At 60.4% G+C, this 11,672-nt stretch carries 14 protein-coding genes; 4 read left to right on the plus strand and 10 right to left on the minus strand.

Annotated features, from left to right (window positions below):
• Positions 1–283: 283 nt before the first annotated feature.
• Both RDL77_RS24000 and RDL77_RS24005 read right to left on the minus strand, forming a co-directional pair.
• Entirely contained in the window at positions 284–1,717 is a 1,434-nt protein-coding gene (locus tag RDL77_RS24000) for an aldehyde dehydrogenase family protein (protein ID WP_288195001.1), read from the minus strand.
• Between the two features lie 204 nt (positions 1,718–1,921).
• Positions 1,922–2,956, minus strand: coding sequence for an L-idonate 5-dehydrogenase (locus RDL77_RS24005; RefSeq protein WP_288195002.1), 1,035 nt, complete (start codon positions 2,954–2,956; stop codon positions 1,922–1,924).
• Positions 2,957–3,123: 167 nt separating this feature from the next.
• Here RDL77_RS24005 and RDL77_RS24010 point away from each other — a divergent pair, with 167 nt between their 5' ends.
• Both RDL77_RS24010 and RDL77_RS24015 read left to right on the plus strand, forming a co-directional pair.
• A complete protein-coding gene (locus RDL77_RS24010) occupies positions 3,124–3,891 on the plus strand; it encodes an SDR family oxidoreductase (RefSeq protein WP_288195003.1) in 768 nt (255 codons plus the stop codon).
• Positions 3,888–4,388, plus strand: coding sequence for a gluconokinase (locus tag RDL77_RS24015; RefSeq protein WP_288195004.1), 501 nt, complete (start codon positions 3,888–3,890; stop codon positions 4,386–4,388). Before RDL77_RS24010 ends, RDL77_RS24015 begins: the two co-directional genes overlap by 4 nt.
• A 2-nt stretch (positions 4,389–4,390) precedes the next feature.
• Here the strand turns inward: RDL77_RS24015 and RDL77_RS24020 are convergent, their stop codons facing one another.
• The 6 genes from RDL77_RS24020 to RDL77_RS24045 form a co-directional block, all read right to left on the minus strand.
• Positions 4,391–5,275, minus strand: coding sequence for an NAD(P)-dependent oxidoreductase (locus RDL77_RS24020; protein ID WP_288195005.1), 885 nt, complete (start codon positions 5,273–5,275; stop codon positions 4,391–4,393).
• Positions 5,276–5,307: 32 nt separating this feature from the next.
• Positions 5,308–6,243 (minus strand): 2-hydroxyacid dehydrogenase, encoded by a 936-nt coding sequence (locus RDL77_RS24025; RefSeq protein ID WP_288195006.1) that lies wholly within the window; start codon positions 6,241–6,243, stop codon positions 5,308–5,310.
• Between the two features lie 27 nt (positions 6,244–6,270).
• Positions 6,271–7,002 carry an amino acid ABC transporter ATP-binding protein gene (locus RDL77_RS24030; RefSeq protein ID WP_288195007.1) on the minus strand — a complete coding sequence of 244 codons (732 nt, stop codon included), beginning with the start codon at positions 7,000–7,002 and terminating at the stop codon, positions 6,271–6,273.
• Positions 6,983–7,642, minus strand: a complete 660-nt coding sequence (locus RDL77_RS24035) for an amino acid ABC transporter permease (protein WP_223616117.1) — start codon at positions 7,640–7,642, stop codon at positions 6,983–6,985. Before RDL77_RS24035 ends, RDL77_RS24030 begins: the two co-directional genes overlap by 20 nt.
• The gene (locus RDL77_RS24040) at positions 7,639–8,343 is read right to left on the minus strand and encodes an amino acid ABC transporter permease (RefSeq protein ID WP_223616118.1); all 705 of its coding nucleotides are present in this window, start codon (positions 8,341–8,343) and stop codon (positions 7,639–7,641) included. The genes RDL77_RS24035 and RDL77_RS24040 overlap by 4 nt, the downstream gene beginning before the upstream one ends.
• A 64-nt stretch (positions 8,344–8,407) precedes the next feature.
• Positions 8,408–9,211: a transporter substrate-binding domain-containing protein gene (locus tag RDL77_RS24045; protein ID WP_223616119.1), complete on the minus strand. Its 804-nt coding sequence runs from the start codon at positions 9,209–9,211 to the stop codon at positions 8,408–8,410.
• 311 nt (positions 9,212–9,522) lie between these two features.
• On the opposite strand from RDL77_RS24045, the gene RDL77_RS24050 reads away from it, so the two are divergent.
• Both RDL77_RS24050 and RDL77_RS24055 read left to right on the plus strand, forming a co-directional pair.
• Positions 9,523–9,849 carry a hypothetical protein gene (locus RDL77_RS24050; protein ID WP_288195009.1) on the plus strand — a complete coding sequence of 109 codons (327 nt, stop codon included), beginning with the start codon at positions 9,523–9,525 and terminating at the stop codon, positions 9,847–9,849.
• Between the two features lie 54 nt (positions 9,850–9,903).
• Positions 9,904–10,932 carry a LacI family DNA-binding transcriptional regulator gene (locus RDL77_RS24055; protein ID WP_288195014.1) on the plus strand — a complete coding sequence of 343 codons (1,029 nt, stop codon included), beginning with the start codon at positions 9,904–9,906 and terminating at the stop codon, positions 10,930–10,932.
• Here the strand turns inward: RDL77_RS24055 and RDL77_RS24060 are convergent.
• Both RDL77_RS24060 and RDL77_RS24065 read right to left on the minus strand, forming a co-directional pair.
• Positions 10,929–11,306 (minus strand): DUF4180 domain-containing protein, encoded by a 378-nt coding sequence (locus RDL77_RS24060; protein WP_288195011.1) that lies wholly within the window; start codon positions 11,304–11,306, stop codon positions 10,929–10,931. The two genes, RDL77_RS24055 and RDL77_RS24060, sit on opposite strands and share 4 nt — an antisense overlap.
• Before the next feature lie 48 nt (positions 11,307–11,354).
• The coding region (locus RDL77_RS24065; RefSeq protein WP_288195013.1) for a hypothetical protein at positions 11,355–11,672 on the minus strand (318 nt) is incomplete at its 5' end.

Consider the following 11,672-nt stretch of genomic DNA (forward strand, 5'->3'; position numbering starts at 1 on the left):
ACTTGCGCAACAATCCGAAAACCACTTGAGAGCTTCCTTTAGGGCGCATTCAGCAACCGCCAGCGGCGCCCCGCCCTCGTTGTGTCGGTATATAGACCCCACCCACCAAAACTGTCAACACGCCTTTCCCAAAAAAACGCACAAATCCAAACTTTCTCAAATCAGCCAAGCAACCCCTGGGGATAACTCAACGGAGACAACACCCAGAAGCCAATGAAAACGGGCGGTGCAACCGCACCGCCCGTCAAAAACCGATCTGTCATGAAAATGGAGAAAGCGCCCGTCAGGCCAGCGTATAGGCCGTCTTCACGGTCGTATAGAATTCGGCAGCGTATTTGCCCTGCTCGCGCGGACCATAGCTGGAGCCCTTGCGGCCGCCGAACGGCACGTGGAAATCCACGCCTGCCGTGGGCAGGTTGACCATGACCATGCCGGCTTCGGCATTGCGCTTGAAATGCGTGGCATGTTTCAGGCTCGTCGTCGCAATGCCCGAGGACAGGCCGAACGGCGTATCGTTCGCGGTATGCAGCGCTTCCTCATAATCCTTGACCCGGATAACACTGGCGACCGGGCCGAAAATTTCCTCGCGGGAAATCCGCATCTGGTTGGTCGCCTCGGTGAACAGTGCCGGCTGCAGGTAGAAACCGGGATTATCGCGGGTCAGCCGCTCGCCGCCGAAGGCCAGCCTGGCGCCCTCGGTCTTGCCGATGGCGATATAGTCCTCGTCCTGCTTCAGCTGGCTCTGATCGACCACCGGCCCGATATGGGTTCCGGCTTTCAGGGCGTCATCGACAACGACACCCTTCAGGCGCTCGGTTGCCGCCGCAACGAACCGGTCGTGAATGCCTTCGGTGACGATAATGCGCGAGGACGCGGTGCAACGCTGGCCGGTGGAGAAGAAGGCGCTGTTGACGGCGGCTTCCACGGCCACGGTCAGATCCGCATCGTCGAGCACGACAAACGGGTTCTTGCCGCCCATCTCCAGCTGGAACTTGCGCATATGTTCGATGGAGGCGGCAGCAACGCGCTTGCCCGTCCCCACCGAACCGGTGAAGGTGATGGCATTGACATCGGCACTGTCCAGAATGGTCTGGCCGACAACCGAACCCTTGCCCATGACGAGGTTGAGCACGCCCTTCGGCAATCCGGCGCGGTGCAATATATCGACAATCGCCCAGGAACAGCCAGGAACCAGATCCGCAGGCTTGAAAACCACCGTATTGCCATAGGCCAATGCCGGCGCAATCTTCCAGGCGGGGATGGCGATGGGGAAATTCCACGGCGTGATGATGCCGACCACGCCCACGGCTTCCCGGGTTACTTCCACGCCGATGTTCGGGCGGGCGCTGGGGAGAACCTCGCCTGCCAGGCGCAGGACTTCCCCGGCGAAGAAATCAAAAATCTGGGCGGCGCGCACGGTCTCGCCGATGCCTTCGGCCAGGGTCTTGCCTTCCTCGCGTGACAACAGCCGGCCGATCTCGTCCTTGCGGGCGGTGATCTCATCGGCGGTCTTGCGCAGGATGGCGTGACGCTCAAGAATGCCGGAGCGCGACCAGGCCGGGAACGCCGCCTTTGCCGCGGCAATGGCGTTCAGCGTGTCTTCGGCCGTCGCCCGCGCATATTGACCAACGACGTCATTGGTGTTGGAGGGGTTGATGTTGGCGATCGCATCGCCACCGATCCACGCGCCGTCGATCAGGTTCTGGTGCACTGTCATGATATGTTCTGTCCTTCCTGATGACGGCACAAGGGCCGTCACGCTGCAGCCGTCGACCGGCCTTCTCCCGAAACGCTTATGCCGAACAATCCCCCGGCGATAGACCCGAAAGCATCAACGCTCTGTCAAAGGGGAAGCGGCGCCGGACCTTAACATAGGGAAAAGCGGTTTCAATGGACATTTGGGGCATTCCCGGCACGAATGTCAGGCAAACGCGAGCTGCACCTTCATCGAACGGCTGCGATCGCCTGCGGTCTCAAAGGCCTCCACCGCCTCGTCAAGGCTGAAGATGCCAGTGAGCAGCGGCTTCACATTGACAATTTTCCGGCCGATCAGATCAACCGCGAGGCCGAACTCCTCGTGGAAGCGGAAGGAGCCGCGCAGATCGATTTCCTTGGAGACGATCAGGTTCTGCGGAATGGCGATGTCCCCACCAAGGCCGAGCTGCATGAGAATGCCGCGCGGGCGCAGAACGTCGAGCCCGGCGCGCAGGGCCCGTTCATTGCCGGATGCCTCGAACATCACATCGAACGAACCCTTGTTGGCGGAATAGGCTGCCAGTTGTTCCGGATGGTCGGCGACATTGATGGTCCGGTCCGCCCCGATCTCCCGGGCCTTGACCAGCACCGCATCCATGACATCGGTCGCGACAATCTCCCGGGCGCCATGCGCCCGCGCCGCCAGGATGGTCAGCGCCCCGATGGGGCCGCAGCCGGTAATAAGGACACGCTTGCCAAGCAATGAACCGGCACGCTTGACCGCATGCAGCGTCACCGCAAAGGGTTCGGCAAAGGCCGCCTCGTTGATCGAAACGCCATCCGCCACCCGGTGGCATTGCCAGGCTTCGGCAATCAGCCGCTGGCGGAATGCGCCCTGGATATGCGGCATGGGCATGGCGCTGCCGTAAAAGCGCATGTTGAGACAATGATTCTGCAGCCCTTGCAGGCAATAATCGCAATGGTTGCAGGGACGGCTGGGTGATACCGCCACCCGGTCACCGACGGCAAGACCACTGACCCCCGACCCCAATGCCCTGATGGTTCCGGCAATCTCGTGGCCGAGGATCATGGGTTCGCGCAGCCGGATCGTGCCGAACCCGCCATGATTGTAATAGTGCAGGTCCGAGCCGCATATGCCGCCGGCCTCAACGGCAATATCCACTTGCCCGGCTTCGGGAATGCCGGGATCGCGCTCCTCGATGCGCAAGTCCTTTGCCGCGTGGATGACAACAGCCTTCATACGTTCCTCCCCTTGCGCTTCAAGCCTCCAGCCGCAACGGCCGGGATCAATTTCAGCGCCATAACACCGGAATACTTGCATATGTTATCGATAACATTTATGTCAAGCGGAGAAGGAAGCGATGACATCCCGCAATCGGAATTCCGCAGAACCGGAGGAAACAAAGAATGGCCTATCCATTGTTCAGCCTGGAGGGAAAACGCGCCCTCGTTACGGGATCAAGCCAGGGAATCGGCTTTGCCCTGGCCAAGGGATTGGCTGAACACGGCGCGGAAATCATCATCAATGGCCGCGATGTGGCAAAGGTCGATGCCGCCGTTGCCGAACTCAGGGCGGCGGGCCATAAAGCCCATGCGGCCGCGTTCGACGTGACCAGCCTGGAAAGCGTCAAGGCCGGCGTCGACACGATCGAGACAAATATTGGCGCGATCGATATTCTGTTCAACAATGCCGGAATACAGTTCCGCACGCCACTCGAGGACTTTCCCGAAGACAAGTGGCAGCTGCTGCTGCAGACCAATGTGTCCAGTGTCTTTTATGCCGGACAGAGCGTGGCAAAGCACATGATCAAGCGTGGACGCGGAAAAATCATCAATATCGCCTCCGTGCAAAGCGAACTGGCGCGGCCCTCCATCGCGCCGTACACCGCAACCAAGGGCGCTGTCCGCAACCTGACGCGCGGCATGTGCACGGACTGGGCCAAATACGGCCTGCAGATCAACGCCATCGCACCCGGCTATTTCAAGACGCCGCTCAATCAGGCGCTGATCGACAATCCGGAATTCTCCGGCTGGCTGGAAAAGCGCACCCCGGCGGGACGATGGGGCAATGTCGAGGAACTGGTCGGTGCGGCGGTGTTTCTGGCCAGCGATGCATCGTCCTTCGTCAACGGCCAGGTCATCCATGTCGATGGCGGCATCACGGCTTCCCTATGATCAGGCTGATCGTCATGGGCGTGAGCGGCTCCGGCAAATCTTCAGTTGGAGAGGGCATCGCGGCGGCACTGTCCCTGCCGTTCATTGAAGGCGATGTGCTGCATCCGGAAAGCAATGTGAAGAAAATGTCGGTGGGTATCCCGCTGACCGACGAGGACCGCTGGCCGTGGCTCGACAAGATCGGCGCGGAACTCGCCAAGGCCGAAAAAGGCGTGGTCGTGTCCTGCTCCGCATTGAAGAAAATGTATCGCGACCGGCTGCGCCGGGAAGCGGGCGGGACCCTCGCCTTTGTCTTTCTCGACGGCAGCCTGGCCGTCTTGCGCGATCACATGGGCAAGCGCACCGGGCATTTCATGCCGCTGTCGATGCTCGACAGCCAATTGGCGACGCTGGAATCGCCAACGGGTGAACCACTCGTGTTCACGCAGGATGTCGCGCATCCGATCACGCAGATCGTCGAGGCCAGTGTGGCATGGCTGAGAGCGCAGGAACTGTGATTCTAGCCGGAAAAGCCATCGAGAAGCCGCATCATCTCGGCTGAATCGCGCGCCCCTAGACCGGCTGCACACAGCAGCCGGTGAATTTCAACGACCTGACCGGTCATCGGCAACGGCGTCTTCGTCTTCAGCGCAAAGACCTGCAGCGAATCGAGATCCTTGAGCATGTTGTCGATGCGCCCGGTCGGCGTGTAGTCGCGCGCGGCAAACTTCGCCATGAATTCCTGCATGATCCGGTTGTCGGCCCGCCCACCCGCCAGCGCCTGCGGTATCAGCGCCGGATCAACGCCACCCGCTTCCGCCAGCTTCACCGCCTCGGCAACCGCCTGGAACGCCACGGCGCAAAACAGCTGGTTGATCAGCTTCGTCGTCTGCCCCGCCCCGCTCGGCCCCATCAACGTATAGTTGGCGCAGAGATGCTGCATGACGATTCGGCCGCGCTCGAAATCGGCGGCATCGCCGCCAGCCATCACGGTCAATCGCCCGGCAAGCGCACCGGGAACACCGCCGGACAACGGGCAATCCAGCCATTTCATCCCCGTTGATTCCGCCAGCACTGCCGCCATGTCAGCGGTTTCCTTCGGATCAATCGACGACATGTCGATCAGCAGCCTGTCGGCTCCGGCGGCCGCAGCCACGCCATCCGCGCCGAACACGACCGCCCGGACAATATCGGCATGGTTGAGGCTCAGAATGACGAACCGGCTCTGCGCCGTGGCCGCGGCAACCGAAAGCGCCGCCACGGCACCTTTGGCCACAAGTGCCGCCACCTTCTGCGCATCGACGTCAAACACCGTGACCGGATGGCCGGTCTCGATGAGCCGTGTGGCAATCGCAGCGCCCATGAGCCCCGCGCCAATAATAGCAATCATGGATGCATCGGCCATGGCGGCTCTTCCCCTGTCTATCGCGATATCTGTCAAACAACCGCCGCCGGCAGCGGCTTGCCGGCAAATTGCGCTTCCAGATTGGCAAGCACAAGATCGGCCATGGCCCGGCGTGTTTCGTGGGTGGCACTGGCCACATGCGGCGAAAGCACGACGTTCTTCATGCCGAACAGCGCCTCCGGCACACGCGGCTCGTCCGCGAACACATCGAGCCCGGCTCCCGCAATGGTACCATGCTGCAAGGCTGCAACGAGAGCGGTTTCATCGACAAGCGAACCGCGGGCGATATTGATCAGGCTGCCTTTGGGCCCAAGAGCTTTCAGCACATCGGCATTGACCGCATGCCTGGTCTCGGCCGAAGCGGCCGCCGCAATGATCAGCACATCGCAATTGGCTGCAAGCTCCGCGAGCGTCGGGTAAAATGTATAGGGAACATCGAGCTTGCGGCGCCCCGAATAGGAAATCTGCCCGTCAAAGGCGACAAGGCGTTTGGCGATGGCCTGGCCGATGCGGCCAAGCCCGAAAATGCCGTAGCGCCGGCCCGTTACCCGGTGCCCGAGGCCGAGTTCGCTCTTTGGCCAGCTGCCTGCACGAACATGATTGTCGGCCAGAACAAGCTGCCGCGCCAGATTGATGATCAGCCCAAGCGCAAGGTCGGCCACGTCGGCGGTCAGAACATCCGGTGTATTGGCGACGCGATAGCCGCGCTGGCGCGCCGCGTTCAGGTCGATCTTGTCGTAACCGACACCGTTGATCGAAACGATTTCCAGCTTGGGCAATTGAGCCGCAAGCTCGGTCGGAATGCCGATATGCCCGCCCGTCACCACACCGCGGATTCGATCCGCATGCGATTTCAGGAAGCCCGGCTGGTCCGTCGTCTCAAACCAACGATGCACGGTATAGTGCCTGGCAAGATCCGCTTCGAGTGCGGGCATCAGCGGGCATAGCTGCAGAATATCGATCGGCATGATCATGGGATTCCCTAATGGATGGATTTACTTGACATCGGCTTTGACGAACTGGCGCAACTCCGGCGTCTTGGGATCGCTGAAGAGCTGTTTCGATGGCCCCTCCTCCCAGATCTTGCCCTGGTGCATGAAAATGGTTCTGGTCGCGACCCGGCGGGCAAAAGCCATTTCATGGGTCACGAGGATCATCGTCATGCCGTCCCGTGCCAGTTGTTCCATGACGTTGAGCACTTCCTCGGTCAGCTCCGGATCGAGCGCAGACGTCACCTCGTCGAACAGCATCACTTTCGGCTGCATGGCGAGGGAGCGGGCAATGGCGACGCGCTGCTGCTGGCCGCCGGACAGCTCATCCGGATAGGCATCGAATTTTTCCGAGAGACCGACAAGCTTCAGCACGTTTTCCGCGGTTTCGCGGCTCTGTGCCCTGGCGACATTCTTGACGATCTTCGGCGCCAGCATGATGTTGTCGCCGACACTCAGATGCGGGAAAAGATTGTAGCTCTGGAAGACGATGCCGACGTCCCGGCGCAGTTCCCGCAGCTGCCTGGGATCGCTGCTTACCGTGTGGCCGGCAATCTCGATGCGGCCGGAATTGATCTTTTCCAGGCCGTTGATGCAACGCAAAAGCGTGCTCTTGCCGGAACCCGACCGGCCGATCAGCGCGATCACCTCGCCGCGCTCGACCGTCAGCGAGACACCTTTGAGCACCTCGACCGAGCCGAAGCTTTTATGGACATTTTCAACGATGACTTCTGGCATGGAGTCTCCTTTCCAGCCAACGCGACAGCTGGGACAGCGGATAACAGACGACGAAGTACAGCGCCGCGACCGCAAGAAACACGCGGAAGGGCTGGAACGTCGCATTGTTGATGAGTTGGCCCGCACGGGCGAGTTCGACAAAGCCGATGATCGAGGTGATCGACGTATTCTTGACCACCTGCACGGCAAAGCCGACGGTTGACGGCAACGAGATGCGCAGCGCCTGCGGCAGGATCACGTAGCGATATTGCTGCACGCGCGTCATGGCGAGCGATTCGGACGCCTCCCATTGCGGCTTGGGCACGGACTGGATGCAGCCGCGCCAGATCTCGGCGAGATAGCCCGACGCGTAGATCGTCATCGAAGCGCCCGCTGCCACGAGAGGCGGCAGCTGCAGCCCGGCGAGGCTCAGCCCGTAATAGGACAGGAACAGGATCATCAGCACCGGGATGCCCTGGATGATCTGGATATAGGTTGCGGCCGCGATCCGCAGCCACTTGTGGGTGGAGGTGCGGGCAAGCGCGATGACGAAGCCGACGATACCGCCGCCGCTGAGCGCGATGATGGTCAGGACAACTGTCCACAGCAGCGCCGAGACAAGAAAGCCGAATTCGCTGAAACCGAAGGTACGGAGAATCATGCCTGCACCTCCGGAAGAGCGACCGCGGTTCGCCGTGCCACGCGGCGGCCGAACAACCACAGCCCGATAACGGCCAGCACACCGCGCAGGGCGAGCGCCAGCGCCAGATAGATGAGCGTAACGACGATATAGACTTCGAAGGAACGGAAACTCTGCGATTCGATGAAGGCGGCCGATGCTGCAAGCTCCTTCGTCGAGATCGCCGAGCACACCGACGATGCCAGCATCATCAGGACAAACTGGCTGCACAGCGCCGGATAGACCTTGGCAATGGCCGGCATGATGATGACATGGCGGTAAATCTGCAGCCGCGTGAAGCCCAGTGCCTCGCCCGCCTCGATCTGCGATTTGTGAATGGATTCGATGCCGGCGCGGATGATCTCGGTGGAATAGGCGGCGAGATTGATCGTCATGCCGATCAGGGCAGCCGTCACCGCGCTGACGCGCAATCCGAGCCCCGGCAGGCCGAAGTAGACAATGAAGAGCTGCACGAGAAACGGCGTGTTGCGGATGATCTCGACATAGGCATCGACGAGAATGCGGCCGATGCCTGTTTTCATCGAGCGGATCGACGCAAGGACAATACCGGCGGCACAACCAAGGATGATCGACGCCACGGAAAGCTTGATCGTCATCCATATGCCGGCCAGAATTTCATTCTGGTACTGGGCGATGACGCCAAACTGGAAGGTGTAGGACATCTCCGGTCTCCATTGGAAAATGGCACCGGGCAGACTTTGCCCGGTGAACCGTTTGAGCGGCAGATCAGAACGATGGCAGCTGCGGCATGGGCTGGCCGGTCCACTTGACCGAAATGGCATCGAGCTCGCCGGAGTTCTTCATCAGATAAATCGCCGTATTGAGCCACTGGCGCATCTCGAAATCCTGCAGCGCCGTTGCCATGGAGTTGCCCTGGCGGAAGAAGGTGAAACCAACCTGTAGACCAGCATCGGGCAGCTGCTTCAACACGGCGTCGGCCACCGTCGATGGCAGCGCGACGGCATCGACCTGTCCGGCGATCAGCGCCTGGGCCGTGGTCGAATCATCCTCGTAGACCACGAGTTCGAGCCCTGGAACGGCGACTTTGCGCAAGGCCGCTTCCTGTGACGAGCCGCGATTGACCGCGACGCGCTTGCCGCCGAGTTCAGAGAGGGCCGCGAATTTCTGGTCCTTGCCGGAAACGATCACCATGTTGAAAGCGCTGTAGGGCTGGGTGAACATCACCGTTTTGGCACGCTCGCCCGTTGGCGCAAGCGTCGCAATGAGGAAATCGACCTTGCCGGTCTGCAGCGCCGGGATGCGCGATGGCGGCGTCAGCGGCACAAGTTCTGCCTTCACGCCGAGATAACCGGCAATCAGGTTGGCGACATCGACGTCGTAACCCGTCGGATTGCCCTTCTCGTCGACCATGCCCATCGGCGGCGCGCCGGTGAGCACGCCGATTCGGACGGTGCCGCGCGAGGTGATGTCGTTCAGCGTGACCGCATTGGCATCGACTGCCGAAAACAGCCCTGCAGCGGCAAGGCCGACGGCCGCGACCATCACACGCAATGATTTTGAAATACCCATTCTTGTCTCCTCCACTTGTCGTGTTGTCCATGATTCCGGCGATGCCTCCCGAGCATCACCCGCCAGTCTCAGTGTGTATCAATTGTTCTCGATAACATTCCCATTCAGCCTGTTGATTCCGCGATACTGCGCTACGAGTCTTCGACAGTATTTCGTCCAGAAGCATCAAGCCGCAGCCTATTCAAACCATTCGGCAGCATTCCCTGACGGCTTGTCAATTTTGCTGCTTGTTTTTCCAATCAAGCATGTTATCGGTATCATTACAAGTGGCAAGGCGAAAATGCCACGCTCTCAACGCGCAAGGAGGATCCATGTTCACCCGGTCGGCCATTTTCGAGGGAACGATTCATAAAGGCCAGGAAGACGCCTTCTTTCAGATGGTGGAGGAACGATTGCTGCCTGTCTGGAAGCGCATGCCGAACGCCCAGGCGGTGCGCGTCATGCGCGCGGTTGATTCGGACCCTGATTCGCCCCCCATCGCCATGGTCCAGGAGGTCGACTATCCCTCGATGGAAGCCGTGAAGGAAGCCCTTGCCTCGCCGGTGCGCCTCGAAGGCCGCGCCATCACCGATGAAATGATGCGCATGTTCGATGGCCGTTTCTACCACGTGGTTTACAACAGGATCGCCCCGAAGTAACTGATTCGGAACAGACAGGACCGAACCGTGCCGCCATCTTCGCCCAAAGCCACCATGCACGACGTCTCCCGCCTCGCCGGCGTGTCGAAGATGACCGTCTCGCGGGTGCTGGCGGACCCTGATCTCGTTTCCGAATCAACCCGTAACCGGGTGATGAAGGCCATCGAGCAGCTGAGCTACGTGCCGGACCGGGTGGCGGGCAGCCTTTCCTCCCGGCGCACCAACTTTATCACGGCGATTCTGCCGACCCTGACCAATTCCAATTTCGCCGATACCGCGCAGGGTCTTGCCGAGGCCATGCGGCCAGCCGATTATCAGCTCCTCATCGGTTACACCATGTACCGGCTGGAGGAGGAAGAGCGAATCATCCGCGCCATGCTCGCCCGGCGGCCCGATGCGATTGTGGTTGCGGGTACCACCCACACCAAGGCGGCCAATGAAATGATGCTGCGGGCTGGTATTCCGATCGTCGAAATCTGGGATACGCCGGAACATCCGATCGACCATGCGGTCGGCTTTTCCAATTATGAAGTCGGACGGGCAGCGGCACTGCACCTCCTGGCATTGGGGCACCGGCGAATCGGTGCGCTTGGATCCAGGATGGACAGCGATGCGAAGGATTTGCGCGGCGAATCACGGCTCGCAGGTTTCACCTCGGTGCTGCGCGAAGCTGGCCTGAGTGATGAACTGGTGATTCGCGCCGGCCAAGCCCCGGTTTCCTACGATCATGGCGCCCTTACGCTCGGCATATTGCTGGAACAGGCCCCGGACGTGGAAGCGGTCTTCGCCGTTTCCGACATTTCCGCCGTCGGCGCGCTGATGGAATGTCACCGGCGCGGCATCAAGGTGCCCGGCGATCTCTCGCTGATGGGCTTTGGCGATTTCGATATTGCCCGGCAATGTGTTCCGGCGATCACAACGATTCGCATCGATGCCGAACAGATCGGCCGCAGGACCGGCGAACTTCTGCTGCAGGTTCTCGATCGCAGCTCCGCCCGGGAATACGCACCGGCAGCAGCGGTCAATGTCGGGTTCGAACTGGTGACGCGCGGCACCACGGCACCCGCGGCAAAACCGCGTTAGCCGGCTGCGTGAATTGCCAGCCGTTGCTCTAGTTCTGCCAGATCGCGAATGAACCACAGGCTGCGGCCGCGATTCGTCTCATAGACAAAATCGCGCAATGGCTTGCTTGTGTCCGCCCATGCGGAAATATCTCCGAGAATGGCCAGGCGAATCTGATAGTTGACGAATTTTTGGATGACTTCCCCGGCGATTCGGGTCTTGAGGTCAAGAAAATCATCGCCCAGCCGTGAAACCGGAATCACGGCGAGCGTTGCGTCCTGCGCCCAGGTCTCGCTGAGGAACGTATTGGCATCCCGCGCGGCGGCAAGTTTGTCACCCTCCCCGGCGAACAAAAGAACGCGCAGACCATGCATCTCGATTACATCGTCGTTCATCTGCCGAAAATTCCTTTGGCTGCAAGCATGGACAATGACACTGCCAGATTACCTCGGCATCGAACCCGTGCAATGGTTATTCGGGTTGAGCGGAATGAACGTTTCAAACTTTTTGAGCATTATTAGCCGACGAATATATTGCTGCACAAGGGACTTCGGGCGCTGGTATTTTTGCGCCACCTCGAACGACGAAAGCCCCGCTTTTGGCGGGGTTATGTTTGTGTTTTGTGAGAAGCTGGTTTGGTTGTTTGCGGTGCGCGGCTTTGCCCGTTCGGGTGTTAAAACAGTCCGGTTGACTGCTTTCCGGGGCTTTGGGCGGCCGCGCTCAGGCTCTGGGTTATGATCCTGGCGAAGTGCGCTATGTTG

Origin of the sequence: uncultured Phyllobacterium sp. (assembly GCF_902479695.1) — a bacterium.
Taxonomy (GTDB): Bacteria; Pseudomonadota; Alphaproteobacteria; order Rhizobiales; family Rhizobiaceae; genus Phyllobacterium; species Phyllobacterium calauticae.